Here is a 26,232-nt window from a genome sequence, read left to right as displayed (position 1 = left end):
TCAGTCATAGAGGAACAAAATCTTTGAATATATTCTAGATGAGGTTTGAAAGGCCTTTCAAAATTTTATTGAGATCGATTCCTTTTCCCAAAACCCCTGTAAAAAGATCTCCTTCCGACCTTAATCTTTCAAAAATATTTTTCATCGTAAAATTAGAAGTCTTAAGTCCTTTTCTGACCTCATCCCAATGTAAGGGGGTTGATACTGTAGCTCCGGGCTTGGGTCGGACTGAATAAGGGGAACAGATAGTTTGTATGGGCCTGTTTTGAAGATAGTCTATGTAAATCTTATCGAGGCGTTTTTGTGGGCTGCGTACCAGGCTGGTAAAAGCAGGCAGTTCTTCATGAACCACATTCGCTATCAACTCTGCCAATTGTTTGGACTGCTCATAATTGTATTTACCACCCAAAGGGATATAAATGTGAATTCCGGTAGAGCCTGATGTTTTCGGGTAAGAGGGTATTTGTAAAGAATCCAATACTTTTTTGACAACAATTGCTGTTTCAATTATTTTTTCAAAACTGATATCACCCGGATCCAGGTCGATCACGCACCAATCCGGGTTGTTAGGCTTTTGAATCCTTGAATGCCATGGATTGATTTCTATGCATCCAAGATTAACCATATAAATGAGTGAGGCTATATTGGTGCAGATCAAAAAGTTTTTAGGACCTGAAGAATCACTGATGCGTTCAAAGGTTTTGATCCATTTATCAATATGTTCACCCATGTTTTTATGGTAGAAGCTTTTGCCTTCAATACCATTTGGGTAGCGGTTGAGTGATTGTGGCCGGTCTAACAGGTAGGGCATGATATATTCTTCCATCCTGAAATAGTAATTGATCAGGTCACCCTTTGTGATCTTCTCTTTTGTCCAGAAGATCTTATCGAGGTTGGTCAGTTTCAGATCATGTCCATCAATAATGGCCTTTTTTTCTTTTTCCTCTGGTAAAACCAGTAAACCTCGGAGTTGATCCTCCTCTGGTTTTGAAACTATTTCGCTGGTATTTTGTTCCAGTTCATTATTTAATTCAAAAGCTACCTTATCTTCTCTCAATCCCTGGAAGGAGGCATGGCGCATGATCCCTTCTGGTGTTAGCTCTGTATACTTCACTTCACCCACAAGGAATGGCTTTAACCATACAACTGCATCACTTAATCCAGGTTCCTTGTTAAAAGGGCAATTCCTGGTAATGTGAGGTTTCATCCTTTTCACAAGCTCTTGTTGCCCTTGCTGCGTGAATCCAGTACCAGCCTGTCCAATAAATACCAACTTATCCTTTTCATATACTCCCAGGATTAGTGAACTAAAAAGCCTGTCAGAATCTCTTTTTTTGGTATAACCACAAATGATGGCCTCGTGTCTTTGTTCTGCTTTTATCTTAAGCCATGTTTTGCTTCGTGAATCAGGAATATAACTTGAATCTTTTTTCTTGGCAATGATACCCTCAAGGTTATTTTCCCGGGCAATTTCAAAAAAGTCAATTCCAATTGCATCTATATGATCACTGAAACGAATGATACTATTTTCAGGAATTATCTTTTTTAAAATTTCCTGTCTTAGGTGCAATGGTTCCTCCATTATATTTAAGCCATCGAGCCAGAGCAGGTCAAAAACATAATATACCAGTTGCCCTTCCTTTTTCTTTTCCCATAATTGAATGCCATTGAAATCGGGAACGCCTGACTCATTCAACACAACTACTTCTCCGTCTATTACCGCATTAATTTTCCACTCCGCAAGAGCATTATGAACTGTTTCAAATTTTGTATTGAAAGAATTATTGTTCCGGGACCTGATATCGACATGGCCATCTTTTAAATAACTCAGGCAACGGTAACCATCCAGCTTTAATTCGAATTGCCAGTCTTCATCATTAAACGGTTCATCAACCAGTGTGGCCAGCATTGGCTTTATATCATGGGGCATTTTACTGGCCCTTGAATTGGATAGTTTTCTTTTTTCGATTTCTATAACACTGGCCAGGTTTTTTTTGCCGCCATGAAGATCAATAGAGATTGAAGTATTTTTTTTACCCTTGGGACCCTTCTTTTTAGCAGGTAATTTTTTTAATGGCTTACTTAAAGATTGAGACGATTGCTTGGGAGTGCGCAATTTATTCCTGGGTTGGCTCATATACTATATAGTTACAAAAAACAAATGCCAGTTGCTAGTGCTTACTTTAGTTAAACGTTATAATTGTTTATTTATTAGTGATTTATGAATTATCCACCAGTATCCACATCATTGCACATTTTGTGAGGTAACATTGTGCATAACCATATTATTGTATTGGTTTACAACAGGCAGCATATAAGAATTAATAGAATAATAAAAACGAAACCCCTTTTAAATAAAAGGGGTTTTTTACTTTATGAGAGTTGAAATTTAAACATTTAAATACCAGAGAACACTTAGAAGTGTAATAAGAAAAATTACAGTGTGATACAGCTCTTTGCCGTGATCTTTTTGAATTTGTTTTTGATTCATAGCGGTAGCGTTTAAGAGTGATTAATAGTAATACTCCATAGGAAAATGGACGCTATGATTTTTCTTTTAAGGAATTGGTCTAGTTCAAAAAACAGGAACGATAAATTGTTCTAAGGGAATTTCAGTAGGAGATGGGTACGGTCAGTAGCTGATGTAAACCTAATAGCTGATTTTTATCTATGCAATAGGAAATTTACGATGTGAATAACTTGAACAGCAAATAGTGTTTAAAGTCTATTGAAAAAATCAAAACTATTTTATTGGAACCCCTATCCTAGGTATAAAAAGTGTATAATTGAAGTCTGTAAAAATGATAAACCCTTTCATGAGTCAAAAATTAAATAGTCCAATATTTTGTTTTTTCCTGGCAATAACTTGCTCACTATTTGTAAAAGCACAGGACAAACGAACACAATATCCTTCCTTCTTGTCTAATTCCTATTTTAATGTCAACATAGGATATATTGATTATCCGTTTTCCACTGCTCAATTAGAGCAGGGAAACCAGGTTGAATCTATAGAAGTGCCTCACACTGCGGTAAGAATTGTACTATTGGGTCATCAGTTCAATAAATACCTGTCGGCCCAGGTTAGCTACATGCGTCCCGTAAAATATGTAGCCTACAAAAACATCAATGGGGATAAACAGGATCATCATGTATGGATGCATTTTGGAACATTATCTGCAAAAGGCCAACTGCCATTGGGGAAAAAACTTGCACTGTATGGAGAAGCGGGTCTGGGAATTGTAACAAGGAAAGGCTTTATGATCAATGAGAAGCCTGTAGTTAAAAATGCCAGTTATGGCACTGTCTTTCTTGGCAGTGGTTTGGAATTGCATGCGAATCGCCGTTGGGATTTTTTATTGGGCACATCATATGCGCCTGGTAGTATCAAGGAAAATCAACCACACACCATTTATTATTCTGCAGGCTTCCGTTACAATATGCGTCCACTATCTGATGAACGGGTGCGGCAGGCACAGCAGGAGGGATATATATTCCCGCATAATATGATTCAGCTAGGGATAACAACCAATTCCCTTGGTTATAACATCAATAATTTTACCTCTAAAACAATTCCCATCTTCTGGGGTGGGGGCATTGAAATTGAAAAAGGGATAACCTTTAGGTACCAGCGGAATGTGTATCATACGGGGAAGGTGTTCGCATTAAATATAGGAACGAGTGCCTCGTGGTGGAGAAGTAAATTGAATAAAGATGAATTCTATACACTGGCGCTATCACCGATATTTCAATTCAACGTTGTTCGTACAAAGCCTGTTGACTTCTATGTTTTTTATTCAATGGCAGGGCCCAGTTATATTTCGAAGCTTACTATAGATGGTAGTAAGTCAGGAAGACATTTCACCTTCCAGGATTTTATGGGTATTGGTTTATTCACAGGCAAGAACAGGCATGTCAATGCTGAAGTGAACATCAATCATTATTCTAATGGTAACATATTTACAGAAAATGCTGGTGTGAAGATCCCGCTTACTTTCACGCTGGGATATGCGTTTTAGTGGAGAACTTTAAAATCATTCGCCCACACTTGTTTTTTTATTCCACTTCATGGTTTCGTAATAGGCCATAGGACTTGACAGCATGCCTTTTAATTCCTGCAAACTGTATTTTCTTGGAATTTTATGAGGAGATAGCAAATTCCTGACATTCCATTTATAAAACCATTCTTTAAAAAAGAAATACAATATATCAGGAGCATTTAAAGATGATTTCTTAATGCAATGGATGATGTAGCATCCGAAGCTTCTCCCATTATCATACACTTGCTTTTTTAACTGAGCTTCCGTTTTCCTGTGAAAATGCCATACCATCATGGAAGGCTCATACACAAAAAGATATCCTCTTGATACGATTCTGTGAAACATTTCAATATCTCCTCCACCATGACTCGGAGTTCCCACATCAAGCCCTGTATGAAACATGCCACAGTTTAAAAATGTGTCTTTTCTAAAAGCCATATTGGCGCCTATACCAAAACTACTTGCCCAAAAAAGTTCCTGCCTGGAAATTCTTTCTTTATGAATAAAACGACGCCTGAATCCATGTCCCATTCCGCCATATCCAAATTCAAACAGTTTCTGGGCAGGTGTTTCTAATTCGGCAGGTGCAACATAACCGCTGGCACCCATTACCTCCTTATTGGAGAATATTTTGTTGATAGATTGCAGCCAGTATTTATCAACTTTTACATCATCATCTGTAAAAGCTATGATTTCATTCGATGACTCCTGGATTCCCCGGTTCCGGGCACGGTCCAGACCAGGTTTAATTTCCCTGGTATACTTTACAGGATAGCTCTTACATAAATGAAGTGTTGCATCATTTGAAGGGGCATTGTCAATAACAATTATCTCGTAATTCTCATAATCAGATTCTATCAATGAGGCCAGGCAATTTTTTAGTTGAGCGGTTCTATCCCTTGTGCACACAACAATACTTATTCCCGAGGTGGGTAGTTCGGGTAGTTCAGATGTTCTTATTGTTTTATCTAAAGCCGTATGTATTACTGCTGGAGAAATTTGTTGGATTATAGCTGATTCTATTTCTGCTGCTGTGATTTTTTCTTTTTCTTTTCCTGCAAAACTGATCCATCCAATAGGCTGCCTTTCAGTGCGGATCAATATCCTGTAATGTTCAAATTGATCATCAATGATCAAATCAGTTATACCTTCAGATAAATCAATTTCCAGCAGTTTGGTGGCCATACAATTATACCAGTAAAATTAGAATGCTAATGAAAACAATATAGTTGGTAAATAAAACTAACTTAAACTGGCAAAATCCAATTTTTCAATCTTTATTTACAGGCAGAAATATATAATATTCGAAGAACTAATGAAAGAAACGATTTTAATAACCGGTGGAACAGGATTTTTAGGTAAACGCCTTGCTTTGAAATTGAAAGACAGGTATAGGATCATATTGACAGGAAGGAATAATAAACAAAATCTTTCAGCCAAAAAATTTACCGGTTGTGAAATGGCTCCAATGGACGTTTCTAATATTGAATCCGTTCGTGATGCTTTTCGTGAATTCAAGCCCCAGGTCGTTATCCATGCTGCTGCTACCAAATTCGTTGACCTGGCAGAAAAATTTCCTATGGAATGCGTGGATGTTAATGTGGTCGGATCTCAGAATGTAGCCCGGGTGGCAATGGAACTGGGCGTTCTAAAGGTAATTGGTATCTCTACTGATAAGGCGGCACCCCCCGTTCGCAATACTTATGGATTAAGCAAAGCCTTAATGGAAAGAGTCTATTGCTCTTTAAATGATAAATCTGAAACAAAGTTTACCTGTGTTCGTTATGGAAATGTAGCATGGTCCACAGGCTCGGTTTTCCCAATCTGGAAAAAAATGCTGGAAGAGACAGGGGTTATCGGAACAACGGGCCCTGAAATGCGCAGGTTTTTCTTTACCGTGGATGAAGCTGTAAACCTGGTTATAACTGCCTTGAACCACATGGATCAAGTGCAGGGGAAGGTACTTTCAAGAAAAATGAAAGCTGCCCGTATAGAAGATATTCTAAAGGTCTGGACCCGGGAAAAAGGTGGCCGGTATGAAAAAATTGAAGGCCGGCCTGGCGAAAGGGATGATGAATTTTTAATAGGGGACCTGGAATTGCCTTACACCGAGGAGGTGAATTATGATGGCATTCCCCACTACCTGATCTCCTTCAATGAAAAAGTTGCCAAACCTGTTTCTTTTGGTTTGTCCTCAGCCAATACAGATAAACTATCTGAGGCTGAAATACTGGCCATTATTAATAATCCGCCAATGGAAGAAGTATGAACCCGATGATCAATTATGCAATTATTATGGCTGCAGGCAGGGGCATGCGACTGATGCCCCTGACGGACATTGTTCCTAAGGCTATGGTGCCATACAATGGAAGCACTTTGATCGCAATAGGTATTGATAAAATAAGGCAACATATCCCCAATATTTATATTACTGTAGGCTATAAAGGGGCTATGCTGGCTAAGCATGTAATAGAGCATAATGTAACAGGTATATTAAATACTGAAGGTCACGATAATGCCTGGTGGATATTTAATACGCTTTTAAAGCATCTTGATGAGCCCATCTTTGTATTGACCTGTGATAATGTCACTGACCTTGATTTTGAAACTTTATCTAAAGAATATTTTTCTTTTGATAGCCCTGCATGTATGGTGGTTCCTGTAAAGCCTGTGGAAGGGCTTGAAGGTGATTATATTTTCCATGAGCATAATGTGGTAAAAAAAATATCAAGGCATGAAACATCTGAAACTTACTGCTCCGGTATACAGGTGTTAAATCCTGGTAAAATAAACCGCCTGGTCCCACCGGTTGAAAACTTTTATGAACTGTGGAGTAGCCTTATTGCAAAGAATGAATTGTACTGTAGTTACACCCTTCCTTCAAAATGGTTTGCAGTAGATACCGTAGAACAATTACAACGGTTGAAATAATAACCAGGGAATACTAATCACTATAACTTATTTTCTTTTAATTGTTCCAACGACAAAGCTTTTAATAAGGGCTTTGATAATTGTTTGGCCAGCATTCTTCTCAAGTGAATACCTTGTATAGGTTCAGATCCACCTTTAAATGGTATTTCTCCAATAACCTGGTTATTAAATTTTATCAGGAGGCTGGAAGGCTTCCTGTCATCAAGTATTCTTTCTGCTTCACAAAGGCCCATATGCAGATCAATTTCCAGCGGCTCGCCTTTGCTCTCCTCAGGAAAATGATTCAGATAAGTTTTTAAGTTTTCTTTTGTGCCTAATTCATCAAGCAGGCCCCGGTAATACCAATAGGTATGTATTTTATAACTCAGCTTTTCCCACCGATACCGCATTTTTACTTGTTCAAGGATAGGAAGTAATTTTTCAAGCCCCCAAATTATTCTTTCCATGATCGTTGGCCAATGTATAAGCAGGAATGCTGTTTTGGATTGAAGGAAATCGTATCCTTTTGACGTATATTCTTTTTGCAATTCATTTTGAATGCCCGGATGTAACCTCCATAATTTTACATCGGTGCGTCCTTCCTCTCTCTTCCTTCTTAAAGAGTGATATAAATTAGTTACCTCGTCACAATGGTAGCCCCAGGCATCTTTAGAAAACCTGAATTGTGCACCCAATTGCAATAACCTCATACCCAACTCATAATCATCGCGACAAGTGAATGTAGTAATGAACCCTCCTGCTTGCCTGAATAATGTAGCAGAAACAGAGAAATTACCACTCAACAGATCTTCATAACAAAACCTGTATCCCCTGACCCGCATTTGATAGAATTTCTTTTCCCACCAGGCTCTTAGATTCAAACGGAAGAAATCGGGTTTCAGGGGCATGGTCAACGGAAGATATCCCATAACTACTATCAATGGATCAGTGTGTGCAGATACATGTGCCTGCACTAATGAAGGGGAGGGGTCTATATCATCATCTAAAAAAATTAAAATCGATCCCGATGCAAGAGAAGCGCCTTTATTCCTTGGCACTGCTGGTCCTGGACCATTTGTTTCGGCATATTGAAATGTATAGGGTGCTTCGTATTGTTTCAAAACTTCTATCGTCGTATCACTGCAACTATTGGCCACTACTATCACTTCCATTTGTGACAATGGAAAGGTCTGCTTACCTAATTTATCGAGCAATCTTTTAATAGACCCTGCACGATTATGGGTAGGAATAATAACGCTTACCTGTAGGGTATCATTTATCATTTCTTACAGCCTGTTTTTTTTGTTTGTCCGATTTGATAAATTTCCATGGTCCTAATACACATCCTTCGATTTCTGCAAGTAACAGTGGCAGGGGATATCTCCCCGGTCTTCTTAAAATAGATTTCCAAAGATTGGGTAACTGTGTATGCAAGAACCAGGCATATGGCATTTTTAATATGCCCCATTCTTTTTCCTTTACCAGTAATCTTGTCCAGAAAGCATATACTCCAATTCCATAGCCCCTGATGGCTTTATAGGTTTCTTTCATGGTGCGCCTATGCCTGTGCCAGCTAATGGCTTCCGGCTCATAAATGATCTGGTAGCCCTTTATAAGTATCCTCGCAAAAAATTCATGATCTCCACCCGATTCTGTAGGAGTTCCTGCATCCAAAGCTTCATCAAAATAGCCTACCGCCTGCATCACGGATTTTCGAAAAGCCATATTAGCTCCCGCACCTACCTCCCCTGTTTGTAATGGATTGTTGGAATTATGGGTATATTTTTTTCTTTTAAATCCCTTGCCAAAGGGCGAATACCTTTCAAAAAGCTCCTGTGCTTCTGTTTCCAGTTCCAATGGCATGGTCATGCCCGTCACACACATGACAAGAGGCGTATTAAAATTTTTAACCAGCGCTCGTAACCACATAGGGTCGGGCACGGCATCATCATCTGTAAATGCTACGATCTCATTGGTAGCTTCCTTAAGAGCCCTGTTCCTGGCAATATCCAAACCTGTCCTCGGCTCAAGTACATAGCGTACAGAAGGGTAGGACTGTACTAATATTTTAGTATCCTCAGTTGAAGGGGCGTTATCAATAACGAGGATCTCTTGCCCATCATCCGGCAGTAGCATTAAAGCTTCCAGGCATCGTTTCAGATCTTCAGTTCTGTTCCTTGTACAAATGGCTACAGTAGCTTTGTGCGGTACAAAGTCTACCAGGTCTGTCTTATCCCATTGAAGGTAATTATGTAAAAAAGTTTTTTTCACCATTGCTTCAGCACTGGTCAACATTTGCTCAGTATATTCTTCTGTTTTCAGGCATCCCCCGGTAACAGGTAATGTGATCTTTCCTACCGGCTTTCCTTTATAGCGCATTAATATAAATGCATGGGTATAATGCTCTTGTACAGTAATTACCGGAGGCAGTTTAGTAAGTTCCAGGTCTAGTACAGCAGTTGGCATTGAAAAGGGTGATTAAAAAACAGGGTTTTTTATAAGCTTTCTTTTTTAAAGAATGAAGTATCTATTCGTGGACGTATAATGCCAGGCCATAAACCAAAATAACTCATTCCTTCCCTCATGTCCTCCACATCGAAACTGATGCAATTGGTAAAAGCATACAAATGCGTTGTATGATTTTTAACCACAGTAAGTCCAATGATGTAATTGTTATTATTGAGCAGGTTCCCGGGTATCACGCTTTTTAAGCCAACTACGGCCTTCTCTGCTTTTACAGATGGTGAGCCCAAATCAAAAATGCATTCACCGGCATTGGTCAACAACCGCACATTCACATTCATATCAAATCCCTCCTGCAAACACCAGAATTCCACATCTAACTGAATTGGCGTTTCCACGGTGATCATCTCATTCTTTTCATTGCCTATCGGTTTCACTTCTATGCTTTTCATGCGAATGAAATGGTTTCCCGGTGCAGTTTCAGGCTCATCCCAGGTTTGACCTGTTCTGAATTGTTTGGAGTTGCCGATATAGGACGCGACAACATCTCTTGCATTCCCCATATTTTTCATCCTTCCGGCATTCAACCACAGTGCTTTTGTGCAAAGATTTGTCACTGCCTGCATATTGTGACTTACAAAAAGAATAGTTCTGCCCCTGGTATGTGACACCTCCTGCATCTTACCCATGCATTTTTTCTGAAAATCTGCATCGCCTACAGCCAGCACTTCATCTACGATCAAAATGTCTGGTTCCAGGTGCGCGGCCACGGCAAAGGCTAACCGCACATACATTCCTGAAGAATATCTTTTCACAGGTGTATCAATGAATTTCTCAATGCCAGAGAAAGCTACAATCTCATCAAACTTACTACGGATCTCTTCTTTATTCATTCCAAGTATATACCCGCTGTTATAGATGTTTTCCCGGCCGGATAGTTCACTATGAAAACCTGTGCCTACTTCCAGGATAGAGTTTACCTTTCCCTTCCCCCTCACCACACCCTTAGTAGGTTGAACAATACGGGATATGATCTTTAACAAGGTGGACTTACCCGACCCGTTGCTGCCAATGATCCCTAATGCCTCTCCCTGGTTCACTTTGAAGCTGATATCTCTGAGTGCCCATATCAGTTCATTATTCAATTCTGCTTCTTCATCCTTTTGCTGAAAAAACGGGTCTTCCTTTTTTAAGATGGTCTTATTCCACCAGTATTGCAGGTCCTGGCGCAGTGATCCGGTTCCTATGGCTCCGAGCCTGTATATCTTGGCTAAATGCTCAACTTCTAATACTACTTCGGCCATAATTTATTAAACGACATCAATAAGTTTACTTCCCTGCCTGGTAAATAGATACAACGATCCGACTAATGTCACAATAGAGAACAATATACAATATAATAACTGCAGGGGTTCTACTGTGCCCTGGCCATATAGTCCCAACCTGAATAATTCAAATAGAGGTGTTAATGGGTTGATCGTAACGATCCAGCGTAGATTCTCCTGCACCGCAGATAGTGGGTAGATTACCGGCGTTACAAACATTAAGAGTCTGATTCCCACATACACAAGGTTGGATATATCCCTGTATTTGGCAGTAAGAACTGAAAAAAATAATCCCAGGGTAAAACTGATCACGCCAGTTAAAATAATAGCCAGCGGAATTAATAATAGATTTAGACTGAGAGGAACATGAAAACCCCTGAAAGTGATATAGTAAATGATCATCAATAGCAGCAATATCAATTGAACCAGCAACCGGAAAAAATGAGTGAACAGTACTGACAGTGGCATGATGATCCGTGGGAAATAAACTTTGCTGAAGATGTGGATATTATCCCTGAAAGTATTAGATGTGCCAACAAAACTATCATTGAAAAAGTTCCAGAGCACGATACCGGAAAAGTAAAACAATACAGGTGGCAGGTTTTCTCCTGTAGGTATCCCTATGAGTTTTCCAAATACCAGTACATAGGTAACTAATGTCAGCAGGGGTTGAAATAATATCCAGACTGGTCCTAATATGGTTTGTTGATAGTTTAGCAGGAATTCTCTTCTTACCAGGCTGCCCAGTAAGTGCCTGTAGGACAAAATGTCCCGGACACCCCATTTAAATTTAGGCTGAGATTGGATCTCCCAATCCCATTTTTGCTCCTGCAGCATGATTGAACAATTATTATTATCTATCTGAAAAACACTAAAGATAGAACTAGCACGGGAATGGTACATCGGAACCTAATGTACCATTGAAAGCAGGAGTTGAACTCCATTCTGGTTACCTATAAATCCTGTCCACAGCTTCATAATATTTTTCCATAACCACTTTTCTTTTCAGGGAGAGCTTTGGCGTCATTTCGCCCGATTCAATAGTCCACTCATTGGCCAACAGTTCAAATTTCTTCACCTGCTCCACATGGTTAAAATATTTATTGAAACTTTCTATCAGGTCCTTATACAACTCATTGACCTTTGGATGCCTGATCAACTCCTCGTTAGAAAGACCGTGGATCTGTTGTTTATCGCACCATTCACGCAGATTGCTGAAGGCGGGAACGATCAATGCCCCAACAAACTTTTTTTCTGAACCGACCAGCATCACCTGCTCAATAAAAGGCGATTCCTTCAATTTGTTTTCTATAGGCAAGGGTGCCACATACTTACCACCACTGGTTTTAAATAACTCCTTTTTGCGATCGGTGATCTTCAGGAATTTATTATCAACCATAGCACCAATATCGCCAGTGGCATACCAGCCATCTTTGATCGCATCCGCCGTGAGGTCGGGGCGATTATAATAACCCATCATGATGTTGGGACCCTTGCAAAGGATCTCTCCATCTTCAGCAATTTTCACTTCCACATTATTGATCAAAGGTCCAACAGTTCCAAACATCCTGTCTTCTTCATTGTAACGGTTCACTGCAATCACAGGGGAGGTCTCTGTTAGCCCATATCCTTCCATGATAATGATCTTGCCTGCGGTGAATATCCGTATCAGTCGCACCTGGCAGGCTGCCCCACCGGTGACTATGCATTTGATATTGCCCCCCAGGCCCTCCCTCCATTTACTGAAGATTAGTTTATTGGCAAGGGCCAACTGGATATCATACCATAGTCCCCGAGACTGGTTGATCTCGAATTTTTCAGCTAAGCTATGTGCCCAGTAAAAGAGCTTTCTTTTAGTTCCTGTAAGTTCTGCACCCTTGGCCATGATGCGGTCATACACTTTTTCCAGCAACCTTGGCACCGTGGTAAACATAGTGGGCTGAACCTCCTTCAGGTTATCTCCAATAGTATCCAGGCTTTCCGCATAATAAATGGAAGTATTATTGAATAGATACAGGTAGGTAACCATCCTCTCGAATATATGGTTAAGCGGTAAAAAACTTAGCGCTCTCATATTATCTCCGGGCGGAAAGCAAGGCATAGAGGCCATAACATTGGATAAAAGATTCCGGTGCGATAGCATGACACCCTTTGGAGTACCCGTTGTTCCGGATGTATAAATGATGGTAAAAAGATCTTCTATATTGATCTTCTCGGAAATACTGCTTAACTGCAGATAGTGAGGTTGTTTCCCTATTGTGAGCAGTTCTTTCCAGTGCCGGGCACCACTTACATGTTCAAAGCTGTATATCTCTTTGATGCTCTTGATCTTACCTCTTACATTTTGAACCTTATGAAAAAGATCTTCATCATTCACAAAAACAGCCTTTACCTGCGAATCATTTAATATGAACTCCAGGTCGTTAATATGTATGGTTGGATATAACGGCACCAGAACAGCTCCCATTTGTTGCACCGCCAGGTCCAGGAACATCCATTCCGGCCTGTTCTTTCCAAGTATGGCTATTTTATCCCTGCCTTCAATGGACATATCTCCCGCGCTATAGCCTTCTGCCAATAAGCCTGTACTCAACTGGTCTACAATATCTTTTACTTCGGCAGTGGGATATTTCCGCCATGCGCCTCCTTCTTTGGCGGCAAAACAAGCTTCATTTCCTCCATTAGCAAGCTGGATTTCCAGGCAATCGAATAACCGGTGTGGATGATTCATTAATAAAACAAGGTTTTCAACAGAACAAATTAACTAATTAAGCATAGATAAGAAAATCAGTAACAATAAAAAATGCCGGTTTTTAGAAAGCGCTGAAGACAACTGTATTCTGAATAATGAAATTGGGGAAAATAGAATGAAACAAGGCATAACTAACATCAGCCCTGTCTTCCTCCATACTTCCCCCTACCCGAAGGCTACCTGCTACCTATCTGTCCCCTATCAACTCCCTATCTGAAGTATAGATACTGCGTGGTGATCACGCAGTATCTATACCGTTGGTATACCGTTCATAGGGGGCAGGTAGGGAGTAAGTAGGGAGTAGACAGGGTATAGGCATAAAGGAACTATACCTGGAATAGTTATTCAAAGGCCTAAACCTGGAATCAAGCTATATACATTAAAAAAATATGAGTTAAGCCATGATTCTTCTGAGATCTTTAATTTTTTAAGAATTCTAGATCCAATGTTGAATAAAAAAAGGTGTCCCGGGGAGGAGACACCTTTTTTTAAAAAAAATGATTATGCTTTATAGTTCATTATAATGTTGACCGGCTGGCATTTTAAATATCCTACCTTTTTGAAACTCTGTAAATTTCGCATAGGTATCGGCATTGGTCTTGGTCCATTGATCAAAGGCTGAAAGATTTTCAACTGCTCCAAATAACCATTGGTTATAGGCTTCAAATAAGCCTGCCTTGATCAATTGCTGCTGGTAATCAAACAGACGGAAAGGGAATTTCGTAGCATAGGATTTATACCAATCCAGGATGAAGCGGGTCCTGACCATATTTAAAGTCTCCGTATTGATACCCTTATTTACCAGGGATCCCTGTTTGTTAAAGGTTTGAAGTACGGCATTGGCAAACTCGGAATTCTTACCCTTGTTTTTAGTATCCAGGTCATTATAGAGTTTCTCCTTGTAGGTCGTTAATAGCAGTTTCTTCATTTCTGTGGCCCTGTCTGTGAGGTATTCCATATTTACGAATATCTCGCCATACAACAGGGTCCATACCTTATCCTTGGTGTAATAATAGAATAGGGCTGCATTGTAGTAATTGCCTGGAAAGCTTGGCGCGGCCTCTATTCCTTTCTCCCAGATCTTAATAGCTTCAAAATCTTTCTTCTCCCAAAGTAATTCTCCATATTCACTGTATAAAGGACCGCTTTTTGGAAATTTCTTCAGGGCTTTCTTATACATTTTATCAGCCTCTTTTACTTCTTCCAGGGCCTTGTACACATTCCCTCCCAACTGGTACACAACTTCATCGGCATTATTATCCTCCAACATGGGTTGTAACTTTTCCATAGCCCTTGTATAATCTCTTTTATAGTAATAAGACATAACAAGGTCTTTCTGCAAATCCAGGTTTTTAGGATCCTGCTGCAATGCCCTGTTCAATACCAGGATAGCATTATCCCAGTCGGCGGCACGCATATAGGTACGTGCAGTTTCCTGTGCACTGGCTTCCTGCTGGGCAAATGATACAGTTATACAACTAACAGAAAATAATAAGAGAAAGATTTTTTTCATGATCCAAATTAAAAATTAAAAAGGGCTGTATCCTAACATCCCTTTAGAAAATAACAAATTCTTCTGAGCCTTGATGAGCGCCCGGTTCAATTAAAAACAATGGGTTAAAAGGCCATCACGAAGCTTAGGTTCAAACCAGGTGCTTTTGGGAGGCATCACATTTCCACTGTCAGCAATATCAAACAGTTGCTGAATGCTCACAGGGTGCAAACTGAATGCCACTTTCATTTCACCTGAGCTCACTCTTTTTTCCAATTCGCCAAGTCCCCTGATGCCACCAACAAAATCAACCCGTGTATCTGTTCGCGGATCACTGATTCCCAGTACCTTATCAAGTATATTATCCTGGAGTATGGTAACATCTAGCACACCTATCGGGTCGTTTTTATAACTACCTTCCCTGGCCGTGAGCTGGTACCATTGATTATTCAGAAACATCCCAAACTGGTGAAGATTAGAGGGGGAAAGAGCAGAATCCTTTTTTTCTACTTCAAACGCCTCGTTTAATTTATCCAGAAAAGCTTCATCACTCAATCCATTCAGATCTTTCACCACGCGGTTGTAATCCAGTATGGCTAGTTGATTGGCTGGGAATATGGTGGTCAGGAAATATTGAGCCTCCTCGTTGTCTGGGAACTGCTGGCTGATCTTTGCTGCCGATGCTGCCCGGTGATGCCCGTCGGCTATATAAGTGAACGGAATTTTTTCTTTAAAAATATTTGTAAGAATATCAATAGTGGGGATAGAGTTAACCACCCAAACCGAATGCGTCACTCCATCATCAGCACTAAAGAAATACGTTGCATTGTTATCCTTTTTCCATTGTTGAAAAACTTCATTCAATTCCCTGGTATCCTTGCAGGCCATGAATACATTACCTGTTTGAGCCCTAATGGCAGCCATATGGCTGATACGGTCCTGCTCTTTTTCTGGTCTTGTGAATTCATGTTTTTTAATGGTGTCGTTAAAATAATCCGCAACCGAAGAAACACAAACCAGCCCGGTTTGAGAACGGCCTTTCCATGCCAGTTCATAGATATAGTAGCAGGGGTAATCTTCAAAAAACAAAACCTTGCGGTCAATCAGGTGTTGCAGGTTTTCATTTGCTTTTTGATACACCTGCTCACTGTGAACATCAATAGAAGGGTCAAGGTCAATTTCTGCCTTTGTTACATGCAGGAAAGATAAAAGATTGGTTCCTGCTTCCTTCCTTGCTTCTTCAGAGTTCAATACATCATAGGGACGGGAGGCTACCTGTGCCGCATACTCGTTATGAGGACGTAAAGCCTTGAAGGGTCTTATTACTGCCATATCTAATATTTGTGGTTGGCAAAGTAAAGCATTAAATCGGTCAAAGCTTTTACACTTTCATAGGGTAATGCATTGTACATGGATACCCTGAACCCTCCTGTTGTGCGATGCCCCTTGATGCCTATCATACCTTCTTTCTCACAAAGGCCCAGGAATTCTTTTTCCACTTCTGCATTTTCAGCGACAAAGACAGCATTCATTCTGCTGCGGTCTTCCCTTGCTACTGTGCCCCTGAAAGCGGGAATGGAATCAAGGGTTTGATAAAACAGGTCAGACTTTTCTATATTTCTTTTTTCTGCCACACTTACACCTCCATTGTTCTTGAGCCACCTGAGCGTGAGCATGCAGACATAAATAGCAAAAACTGGTGGCGTATTCAGTAATGATCCTGCTTCAATATGATTGCGGTAATCCAGCATGGTAGGTAACTTTCGGTTGACCTTTCCCAGGCAGCGCTTGTTCACTATAACTACGTTTACGCCGGCGGCTCCAATATTTTTCTGGGCACCTGCATAGATCAGGTCAAATTGGTTAAAATCCATCTCCCGGCTAAGAATATCACTACTCATATCCGCAACAAGAGGCACATTTTTATCATAAAAAAGTGAAAGGTCCTGCCACTGTGTTCCGTACACGGTATTATTGGTGGTCAGGTGCAAATAGACAGAGGAAGGATCTACCTTGAAATCTTTTGGCAGGTAGGTGTAGTTATCAGGCCTGGAACTGCAAACCACATCCACATTGCCAAACAATTTGGCTTCTTTAATAGCCTTGGTTCCCCAAATACCTGTATCAGTATAAGCGGCCGTGGCTTTTTCATCCAGCAGGTTCATTGGCACCTGGAAGAATTGAGTGGATGCACCTCCATGCATAAATAATACCTCATGATCAGCATCCAGGTTCATTAATTCTTTTAAAGTATGAATTGCTTCATCTATTACAGCCTGGAAGGTCTTTGTCCGGTGACCGATCTCCAGGATGGATAATCCTGAATGATTAAAATCAATAATTCCTTTGCTGGCTTCTTCAAATACTTCTTTCGGAAGGATGGATGGACCGGCTCCAAAATTGTGGATCATGGCAGTTTGACTTCCATTACCCGGCAAATGTGTAAGCGCTTCTTTATTGGCATTCATACTGTATCGTTGAACTACAAATTTAAGTTCTAAATCAGCATGGACCTTTATGGAACAATAAATGGCCCTATCCGGTACCAATAACTTTGTTTAAAAATTTTTTTGTTTTGGACCTTTAAACGGGTAACACTTAGTCTTCTTCTCTTCCCTGCATTTTACCATTTCTCCAGGCCTGGTTCAGCCTTTCAAATTCTGCCTGGTCCTGCGGTGTGAAAATGGCGGCATCTAATGGGGCTAACTCCGGTTGGCCTGCATTGACCCATGCTGTGTACCAAAAAGAGGCTATGGAGTAAATGGATAGCCGCATACGCCTTTGTATCATTCCTTTTAATTTTTCATCGTAGGCTTTACTAAAGGCCGAAGAATATTGACGTATGATCAATCCATTTCTTTCTTCAAATGAAAATTTTTGTGAGGACGGAAACTGTTTTGATAATTCTTTTTCCATCAGCAACACCGTATCTGCTGCAACCCCACTTTCTGCGATCCTTTTCCATATATAGGCAGATGGATTAGGGATATATTCTGCTTTCCCAATAAAGAAATCCCAACCATTATCCGCCAGCAATTCCGGGATTCGGCTTTCCCAGAAAGCATGTATGCCTTTCTGGTCGGTATATTGTCCGTTGTGATTGCTATTGGCGTGTAATGGCACATGGGCATCGGCAATGTAATGCCCTATTTCTGCAGATAGCTTCAGTATTTTCCTGGAGTCCTTTTCCTTAAATGCTGTTGTCAAACGCTTTTGCATTACATCCACCCACCATGGGACTATGCCATATTTTTTGAGGGAATCTTCTGAATATTTAGTTACTGCATCTTCCCATTTGTGGGGTATGGAATCATAAGGGTAATGGCCATACTTGTCCATATCCATAAAATGCCTTGGCCCTTCTTCCGGTAGTATGTACCTTCTTTTATCCGGGTCTACCGCATGCTCAGAAATAAATTCGATCTGGGGCTTATAAAAGCGCACGAGGTCCGGTGGTAAAAGAAAAACAGCATAATAGTTGATCTTCCTGTGACCGAAAAATCCCCATGAATTAGAATGGAAATGAAATACAAGTGATAATACACAAACTAAAAGGCATTTCCTGCCAATAATGATTATTAAAGGCCTCACAAACAATAGATTGGTTTAAACTTGCTTTGAAAATAATATTATTCCTGCAGTTTTACGGGTACCTTATCTTCTTCTACGCTGGTCACCCCTCCGCTAATAGCAAACTTCATAGCCTCCGAAGCGCCAATATTTACTACAGCCTTGATCCTGGCGCGGGGCAATAAGTAGACATTTCCTGCAATAGAATACGACATGGGAATGTAAACAGCTACATAATCTTTTAAACCAAAATCGGATGCATCCTCATGGGTTAAAAATCCAATGCGCCAGACATCCTGGTCATCAATATTGGCCAGCACAGGTTTATTAAATTTTTTCTTCTCACCGGCAAAGGCCTCAAAGAAATCTTTCACGGATGAATAAATGAACCGGATGCCCGGTGTTTTCATCAATATGCTGTCAAATAAATGGAACAGCCTGTTTTTTATAAAAAAGGAACTGAGATAGCCGATCAGGCAAATTGCAGCTATAACGATCAGGAAACCAAGGCCATAGTTCTGAATATAGATCCTTCCTGTTTCATCTTTTGCTGTGAATAGAGGTATAAGGCTGTCAATGGAAGAAACGATCCAATACACAGCATAGGCAGTAATGGCCACCGGTGCCATGACCAGTAAACCCTGTAAAAAGTACTGGAATAATTTTCCTGCCTGGAATCCTTCCTCTTTTATCGGCGCGTCATTCATCAGGCAAAGGTAATTCTACAATTCATCCTTTAAAATCTACCGTTCACAAATAATTAATACCGGAAACTTTGGTTACGTAAAAAGTTTCCATAGTTTTGCCCGCCAATATGGAACCTAAAGATCGCATATTAGAAAAGTCAGATGAGTTGTTCAATCGTTATGGTATTCGTTCTGTTTCCATGGATGACATTGCCTCACAGTTAGGCATGTCAAAAAAGACGCTGTACCAGTATTATGCCGATAAGGATGAACTGGTAACAGATGTTTTTACTGCCATTATGGAATCCAACAAGCACCGTTGTATTGAAGGACATGAACTTTCAGAAAATGCATTGCACGAAGTGTTTTTATCCTTTGACTGGGTACAGGAAATGTTTGCCGAAATGAATCCTGCGGTATTGTTTGACATGGAAAAATATCACCCCGGATGCTTTAAAAAGTTTAAGGAACACCAGAATGGCTTTATCTATCAGATGCTGAAAAGCAATATTGAAAGAGGAATAAAAGAAGGTTTATACCGCGAAGACCTGGATGTGGATATTCTGACCAGGTACCGTATTCACAGCATACTACTTGCATTTGACCCGGAGGTATTCCCTGGCAACCGTTCCAATGTTATTCACATAGAAAGACAGTTACTGGAAGTGTTCTTAAACGGCATTGCCACACCAAAAGGACATAAACTGATACAGAAATATTTAAACCAACGCACCAAAAAATAAGTAATGAACAGAAAGGCTTTAATGGGATTCTATTTCCTGCTATTGGCATTAGTGTCGCAGGCCCAACAGAAATACGAATTGACAGTGAGGGAGGCAGTAGACCTCGCCTACAAGAATGTAGTTGATCTGAAAAATGCACAGATAGACTACCAGATACAAGTAGCCAAGAACAGGGAGATCCTCGGGCAGGCATTTCCACAATTAGTGGGTAATGCCGGAGCTAACCGTTATTTGAAAGTTCCAGCTCTTTTATTTCCTGATGCTACTTCTACAGCGGTGTATTCCATATTGAAAGATGAAGGCGTAAATGGAAATAATGGTCCAATAACTACTGTGCCATCACCCACTCTAAGACAGGTAAGCTTTCAGCAACCATGGAATCTCAGTGTTGGTGCTACGCTTTCCCAGTTATTGTTCCAGCCTGATGTATTCGTAGGCTTGCAGGCGCGTCAGACTGCGCTGGATTACTCGCAGGCATTGGTGGAGCAGGCAAAGGAAAAGATCAAAGACTCTGCTTATAAAAGATATTACGCAATCCTTATAGCAGAAAAACAGCTGCACTTTATTGATGAAGGTGTTCAAAGATTACAAAAGTTGTATCATGACGACTCTATCATGTACAAGAATGGTTTTGCTGAAAAGCTTGATCTGGATAAAGTGCAGGTACAGTTGAATAACCTGACTACCACACGCAGTGCTGTCGAAAATGCAGTGGAAATAGGTTATGCAGCTATGAAATTTGCTATAGGATTAACACAACAGGATACTGTTGTTCTGAAAGATGACCTGAACTCGGCTTCTGTTAAGGAAAATATTCTTGCGGAAGGTTTTAAATACGAAGACAGGACAGAGATAAGAACTTTGGCACAACTGGAAAAATTGCAAAATCTTGATGTGAAGAGAAATCAATTGGGTTACCTGCCTACAGTAGCATTAGCAGGCAACTATACATTGAATGGTATGGGGCCAAAATTCTTTACCTCGGGTGATGATTTCTGGTTTAGCAGTTCTTATATCGGTATCAATATAAACATTCCTTTGTTCGATGGATTTCAACGCAGGTATAAGATTCAGCAATCCAAATTGAATGTGCAGAAATTGCAAAATACTATTGTCAATGTAAAACAGGCTATCGACCTGGAACAGAAAATTACAAGTGGCAGTTTACGTTCTGCACTCTTCAACCTTGACGTGCAGGAAAGAAATATGGAGCTGGCTCAAAGAGTTTACAATGGTACCAAATTAAAATTTGAGCAGGGCCTGGGTAGCAGCTTCGAAGTATTGCAGGCAGATGCTGATATGCAAACAGCACAGTCCAATTATTTCAATGCATTATACAACGCTATTGTAACCAAGATCAGTTACCAGTCATCACTTGGAAAACTTCAATAATGAACCACTACACTAACCATAAAATTTATTTCATGAAATCGAAATTGATAGGATTTATCATTGTAGCAAGCCTGGCTACTGCCTGTGGCAACACCAAAAAGGATAGTGAAGGCTCACTGAATGATAAAAAGGCCCAATTGGAAAAGCTTAAATCAGAACAGAAAAAGATCAATGAAGGCATAGCCCAACTGGAGTCTGATATAAAAAAGGCAGATCCTACTGCTATAGTGACCAATGCAAAACTGGTTTCAGTATTACCACTGGCTACCCGTGATTTTTCACATTATATTGAACTTCAGGGAAGGGTGGATGCTCAGAATATTTCTTACGTAGCACCTCCAAATGGCCAGGGTGGTATCGTTAAGGCTTTATATGTTACACAGGGCCAGTCAGTAAGGAAGGGACAGGTGCTTGCACGCCTCGACGACCAGTTGATCAGGCAACAGATTGAGCCATTGCGCGTGCAGCTGGCCAGCGCAGAGGATACGTACCGCCGCACAAAAAGTTTATGGGACCAGGGCATTGGCACCTACCAGCAGGTCTTGTCCGCCAAAACTCAAATGGAAAGCCTTAGCAAGCAAATAGGCGTCATTCAAAAGCAGGCATCTTTAATGACTGTTACCGCTCCAAGTTCGGGCATAGCAGACCAGGTAAATGTCCGGGTGGGAGAAATGTTTGTAGGTGCTACCCAGGCAGGCCCGCAGATAAGGATCGTCAATACCAGCAATTTGAAAGTTGTGGCCAGCGTGCCTGAGAATTACCTGGGTCGTGTACAGGTGGGCAGCAAGATCCAGATCGTGCTTCCTGAGCAAAACAACCGTGTTATTGATGCGGTGGTAAACGTGGTACAAAAAGTTATTGACCCCAACACCCGTTCCTTCAATATAGAAGCAAAGATCCCTTCGGATGCCAGCTTAAAACCCAACCAAATTGCACAGATGCGTATACTTGATTATAGCGCTAAAGAAGTTATTGCCATACCATTGAATGTTGTGCAAAGCGATGAGAATGGGAAGTATGTCTATGTTATGGAAAAAAGCGGCGATAAAATGGTAGCTAAAAAGAAAGCGGTAACTGTAGGAGAATCATATGCTTACCTGATTGAGATCAAATCCGGTCTTACACAAGGCGAGCAGTTGATAACAGAAGGGTACCAGAACCTTTACGAAGGACAGGTGATTGCAACAGTAGGTGCTGGCTCAGCCCAATAATTTATAGCACTGGACCAACTAACTAATTAACATGCCTTTCCTCTAAAGGAAAAGGACAAAAAATAATATAATGAAACTTATAGAAGGGATAAAAGATAAGTTCAAGGAATTTGGCCCAACCAGTTGGGCCGTGAACAACCAAACGGTGATCTATATCCTGGCCATCCTTATATCATTGTATGGCCTGAATAAATTCACTACCATGCCGAAGGAACAGTTTCCTGACATCGTAGTCCCTACTATTTCTGTTGTGACAGTATATGTAGGTAATTCTCCCAAGGATATTGAGAACCTGGTTACCAGGCCAATTGAAAAGCAGATCAAATCAATCAGCGGTGCGAAAGTGAACAAGGTTAATTCAGTTTCACAACAGGATTTCTCGCTGATCACGGTGGAATTTGAAACGGATGTCAAAACTGATATCGCCAAACAAAAAGTGAAGGACGCGGTTGACAAAGCGAAGACCGACCTCCCGACTGATCTTACTTCCCAGCCTGATGTGCAGGAATTCAATTTCAGTGAATTTCCCATCATGTATGTGAATATCAGTGGCGATTATGATCCTGTGAAGTTGAAGCAGTTTGCTGATAAAATGCAGGACCGTTTTGAAGAGCTCAAGCAAATTACAAGGGCTGATATAGTTGGTGCGCCTGAAAGAGAGATACAGGTGAACGTCGACCCTTATAAAATGCAGGTGGCTAAACTATCATTCACAGATATAGAAAATGCCATTAACAGGGAGAACAGGGATATCAGTGGTGGACAGGTAGAAGTTGGTAATATGAAACGCACATTGCGCGTGAAGGGACAGTTTGTTACAGCGCAGGATATGCAGAACATTGTTGTAAAAAATATCCAGGGCGCGCCCATTTACCTTCGCGATGTAGCTCAATTGATCGATACGGTCAAGGAAAAGGAAAGCTATGCCAGGTTAGATGGAAAGAATGTAATTACTATTAATATTGTTAAACGTTCAGGAGAGAACCTGATAGATGCTGCAGACAATATCAAGGCTACTGTAGCCGATATGAAAGAAAAGCAGGAACTCCCTCCCAACCTGCGCGTGGAGTTTACTGGTGATCAGAGCAAGCAAACCAAAACTTCCTTTAATGAGCTGGTGAACACCATCATCATTGGTTTTATACTGGTGCTGTTGATCCTGATGTTCTTTATGGGTGTTACCAATGCCTTCTTCGTGGCATTGAGTGTGCCTCTGAGTGTGTTTGTGGCGTTCATGTTCCTTCCGCTTGGCGACCTGCTGGTAGGTGGTACAATGACCCTCAACTTTATTGTGCTCTTTGCCTTATTGTTTGGCCTCGGTATCATTGTGGATGATGCCATTGTGGTCATCGAAAACACACACCGGATCTATCATAATGGAAAAGTTCCCATTGTCAAATCTGCCAAACAAGCAGCGGGTGAGGTATGGATACCTGTGCTCGCAGGTACATTGACTACACTGGCGCCATTCTTCCCCTTATTATTATGGAAAGGATTAATCGGGAAGTTCATGATCTACCTGCCAACCATGCTGATCCTGACGCTGGCAGCTTCACTGGTTGTGGCCTTTATATTCAACCCGGTTTTTGCGGTTACGTTTATGAAGCCGGAAGGTAGGGAACATGAAATGCCTAAGCGGAACCTTTTCCGTAAATGGTGGTTCTGGTCAGCCCTGGCATTTGGTGTTTTATTCCATCTTGCCGGATGGCATGGCTTTGCTAATTTCCTGTTGTTCATGGCAGTGGTATCTATCATTAATGTTTTTGTGCTGCGTGATGTGATACATTATTTTCAAAATCACGTTCTTCCCTGGTTAATGTCTCATTATGAAAATCTTTTGAGATGGGCATTGCTCCGCAAAAGGCCGGCAAGGTTACTGGTGGCTTTGTTTATTTTATTCCCTGTAGCGGCAGCCTTATTCGTTTGGCGCACACAGGGCAAGCAAACATTCTTCCCCAGCGGCGATCCGCATTTTATTTATGTCTATTTAAAAATGCCGGTGGGAACAGACATTAAATACACAGACTCTATAACACATGTGCTGGAAAACAGGGTGCACAAGGTTTTGGAAAAAGAAAAGCCTGGCACAGAAGGGTCTATTGTTGAAAGCATCATTTCCAATGTGGCTGTCAGTGCCAATAATCCTCGTGATAATAACCGGAGCGTACAGCCGAATCTCGGAAGGGTGCAGATATCCTTTGTGGAATTTGAAAAGCGGCATGGTAAAAGCACCAAGCCTTACCTGGATGCTATCAGGAAGGCAACACAAGGTATTCCAGGAGCTGAGATCACCGTAAACCAGGAAGATGCCGGCCCTCCAACAGATCCCCCGGTAAATGTGGAAGTCATTGGTGATAATTTTGAATCCATCGCTAAGGTTGCCTATGATCTGAAAAACTATCTCGATACAAACAGGGTAGAAGGAATAGAGCACCTCAATATGGATGTTGATGTTAATAATCCGGAGATATCTATAACGGTGGATCGTGAAAAAGCAATGATAGAAGGTATCAGTACCGGGCAAGTAGGCATGGAAGTGCGTACTGCGGTATTTGGAAAGGAAGTGAGCAAGTTGAAAGAAGGTGAAGATGAATACAAAATACAGTTGCGTTATAATGATCTAATTCGTAATAATGTAACAGACCTCATGAGCAGGCCTATTACCTTCCGGGACTTCAATACCATGGCCATTAAGCAGATTCCATTGAATGCTATTGCCAAGGTAGATTATACCAACACTTCTGGCGGTATCAGGCGAAAAAATTTGAAACGCACTATTCAATTGCAATCCAATGTGCTGGACGAAACCCAGACTCAAAGGATCAATGCAGACCTGGCAGTTAAGATCGATGAGTTCAAATCAAAATATAAGATACCTGCAGATGTAACAGTTCGCCAAAGTGGAGTGAGTGAGCAGCAACAGGAAACCATGTCCTTCCTTGGCAAATCGTTGATCTATGCCTTAATGCTCATCTTCCTCATATTGGTGATGCAATTCAATTCAATGAGTAAGCCATTCATTGTATTGACAGAGATCTTCTTTTCCATTATTGGTGTCATGATCGGTTATGCCATAACTGGTATGACGATCGCCACCATTATGCTGGGTGTTGGTATCGTAGGTTTAGCCGGTATAGTTGTGAAAAATGGAATTCTGTTGATCGAGTTTACTGACGAATTGCGAAGCAGGGGCATGAGAACCAGGGAGGCTGCCATCCAGGCAGGGAAGATCCGTATCATCCCTGTATTGTTAACGGCACTTGCCACCATGCTTGGATTGTTTCCTTTAGCTGTAGGCTTGAATATAGATTTTGAATCCTTCTTTAAGTATGGCAATCCACACCTGTTCTTTGGTGGAGATAGCGTAGTATTTTGGGGCCCTCTTAGCTGGACTATTATTTTCGGCCTTATCTTCGCCTTCTTTTTAACACTGGTGATGGTACCTAGTATGTATTTGATTGCTGAACGCCTACGCAGGCCGATGAGCAAATTTTATGGTACTAAGTTTATTGCCTTGTTAGGATTCCTTGGTCCATTTTTCTTTATTTTCGTTGGAATAATGTTCGCCGTAAGAAAGATACAAGGTAAACCGGTTTGGATGGGTCAATTAAGACCAGCACCAGGCCGACATACATAAAATAGCTGGGCGAT

Annotated in this window: 19 protein-coding genes; 7 read left to right on the top strand and 12 right to left on the bottom strand. The window is 40.9% G+C overall.

Annotation, left to right across the window (positions count from 1 at the left end):
• Window positions 1-34 precede the first annotated feature (34 nt).
• Window positions 35-2,137, bottom strand: coding sequence for a DNA ligase D (ligD, locus tag BP74_RS08550; protein ID WP_496373065.1), 2,103 nt, complete (start codon window positions 2,135-2,137; stop codon window positions 35-37).
• Window positions 2,138-2,816: 679 nt separating this feature from the next.
• On the opposite strand from ligD, the gene BP74_RS08545 reads away from it, so the two are divergent.
• Window positions 2,817-4,016: an acyloxyacyl hydrolase gene (locus BP74_RS08545; protein WP_496373063.1), complete on the top strand. Its 1,200-nt coding sequence runs from the start codon at window positions 2,817-2,819 to the stop codon at window positions 4,014-4,016.
• 15 nt (window positions 4,017-4,031) lie between these two features.
• Here BP74_RS08545 and BP74_RS08540 read toward each other — a convergent pair whose 3' ends face one another.
• Window positions 4,032-5,222 carry a glycosyltransferase family 2 protein gene (locus tag BP74_RS08540; protein WP_496373061.1) on the bottom strand — a complete coding sequence of 397 codons (1,191 nt, stop codon included), beginning with the start codon at window positions 5,220-5,222 and terminating at the stop codon, window positions 4,032-4,034.
• 130 nt (window positions 5,223-5,352) lie between these two features.
• On the opposite strand from BP74_RS08540, the gene BP74_RS08535 reads away from it, so the two are divergent.
• Window positions 5,353-6,306, top strand: coding sequence for a polysaccharide biosynthesis protein (locus tag BP74_RS08535; protein ID WP_496373059.1), 954 nt, complete (start codon window positions 5,353-5,355; stop codon window positions 6,304-6,306).
• On the top strand, window positions 6,303-6,968 hold the full coding sequence (locus BP74_RS08530; RefSeq protein ID WP_496373057.1) for a nucleotidyltransferase family protein: 666 nt from the start codon (window positions 6,303-6,305) through the stop codon (window positions 6,966-6,968). The genes BP74_RS08535 and BP74_RS08530 overlap by 4 nt, the downstream gene beginning before the upstream one ends.
• Window positions 6,969-6,988: 20 nt before the next feature.
• Here the strand turns inward: BP74_RS08530 and BP74_RS08525 are convergent, their stop codons facing one another.
• The 10 genes from BP74_RS08525 to BP74_RS08480 form a co-directional block, all read right to left on the bottom strand.
• Window positions 6,989-8,230: a glycosyltransferase family 2 protein gene (locus BP74_RS08525; RefSeq protein ID WP_496373055.1), complete on the bottom strand. Its 1,242-nt coding sequence runs from the start codon at window positions 8,228-8,230 to the stop codon at window positions 6,989-6,991.
• Window positions 8,220-9,413: a glycosyltransferase family 2 protein gene (locus tag BP74_RS08520; protein WP_496373053.1), complete on the bottom strand. Its 1,194-nt coding sequence runs from the start codon at window positions 9,411-9,413 to the stop codon at window positions 8,220-8,222. The genes BP74_RS08525 and BP74_RS08520 overlap by 11 nt, the downstream gene beginning before the upstream one ends.
• Window positions 9,414-9,442: 29 nt before the next feature.
• Complete coding sequence (locus tag BP74_RS08515) at window positions 9,443-10,714, bottom strand: ABC transporter ATP-binding protein (protein WP_496373051.1); 1,272 nt, start codon at window positions 10,712-10,714, stop codon at window positions 9,443-9,445.
• 6 nt (window positions 10,715-10,720) lie between these two features.
• Window positions 10,721-11,572, bottom strand: a complete 852-nt coding sequence (locus BP74_RS08510) for an ABC transporter permease (protein ID WP_496373049.1) — start codon at window positions 11,570-11,572, stop codon at window positions 10,721-10,723.
• A gap of 112 nt (window positions 11,573-11,684) precedes the next feature.
• A complete protein-coding gene (locus BP74_RS08505; protein WP_496373047.1) occupies window positions 11,685-13,466 on the bottom strand; it encodes an AMP-dependent synthetase/ligase in 1,782 nt (593 codons plus the stop codon).
• A gap of 529 nt (window positions 13,467-13,995) precedes the next feature.
• Window positions 13,996-15,000: a tetratricopeptide repeat protein gene (locus BP74_RS08500; RefSeq protein WP_496373045.1), complete on the bottom strand. Its 1,005-nt coding sequence runs from the start codon at window positions 14,998-15,000 to the stop codon at window positions 13,996-13,998.
• Window positions 15,001-15,090: 90 nt separating this feature from the next.
• On the bottom strand, window positions 15,091-16,311 hold the full coding sequence (locus tag BP74_RS08495) for a DUF1015 domain-containing protein (protein WP_496373043.1): 1,221 nt from the start codon (window positions 16,309-16,311) through the stop codon (window positions 15,091-15,093).
• A 2-nt stretch (window positions 16,312-16,313) separates the two neighbouring features.
• A complete protein-coding gene (serC, locus tag BP74_RS08490) occupies window positions 16,314-17,447 on the bottom strand; it encodes a 3-phosphoserine/phosphohydroxythreonine transaminase (RefSeq protein WP_496373041.1) in 1,134 nt (377 codons plus the stop codon).
• 130 nt (window positions 17,448-17,577) lie between these two features.
• Window positions 17,578-18,570 (bottom strand): zinc dependent phospholipase C family protein, encoded by a 993-nt coding sequence (locus BP74_RS08485; protein ID WP_496373039.1) that lies wholly within the window; start codon window positions 18,568-18,570, stop codon window positions 17,578-17,580.
• Between the two features lie 38 nt (window positions 18,571-18,608).
• Window positions 18,609-19,256: a DUF502 domain-containing protein gene (locus BP74_RS08480; protein WP_496373037.1), complete on the bottom strand. Its 648-nt coding sequence runs from the start codon at window positions 19,254-19,256 to the stop codon at window positions 18,609-18,611.
• Window positions 19,257-19,363: 107 nt separating this feature from the next.
• On the opposite strand from BP74_RS08480, the gene BP74_RS08475 reads away from it, so the two are divergent.
• From BP74_RS08475 to BP74_RS08460, 4 genes are all read left to right on the top strand, one after another.
• Window positions 19,364-19,978 (top strand): TetR/AcrR family transcriptional regulator, encoded by a 615-nt coding sequence (locus BP74_RS08475; RefSeq protein WP_496373035.1) that lies wholly within the window; start codon window positions 19,364-19,366, stop codon window positions 19,976-19,978.
• Window positions 19,979-19,981: 3 nt separating this feature from the next.
• Complete coding sequence (locus BP74_RS08470; protein ID WP_496373033.1) at window positions 19,982-21,370, top strand: TolC family protein; 1,389 nt, start codon at window positions 19,982-19,984, stop codon at window positions 21,368-21,370.
• Window positions 21,371-21,402: 32 nt separating this feature from the next.
• Window positions 21,403-22,581 (top strand): efflux RND transporter periplasmic adaptor subunit, encoded by a 1,179-nt coding sequence (locus BP74_RS08465; RefSeq protein ID WP_496373031.1) that lies wholly within the window; start codon window positions 21,403-21,405, stop codon window positions 22,579-22,581.
• 70 nt (window positions 22,582-22,651) lie between these two features.
• Entirely contained in the window at window positions 22,652-26,218 is a 3,567-nt protein-coding gene (locus BP74_RS08460; protein WP_496373029.1) for an efflux RND transporter permease subunit, read from the top strand.
• The last annotated feature ends 14 nt before the right edge of the window (window positions 26,219-26,232 follow it).

Source organism: Flavisolibacter ginsengiterrae DSM 18136, assembly GCF_059568575.1.
Note: the sequence above shows the minus strand (reverse complement) of the source record. Positions and strands in the feature narration are given on the sequence as shown.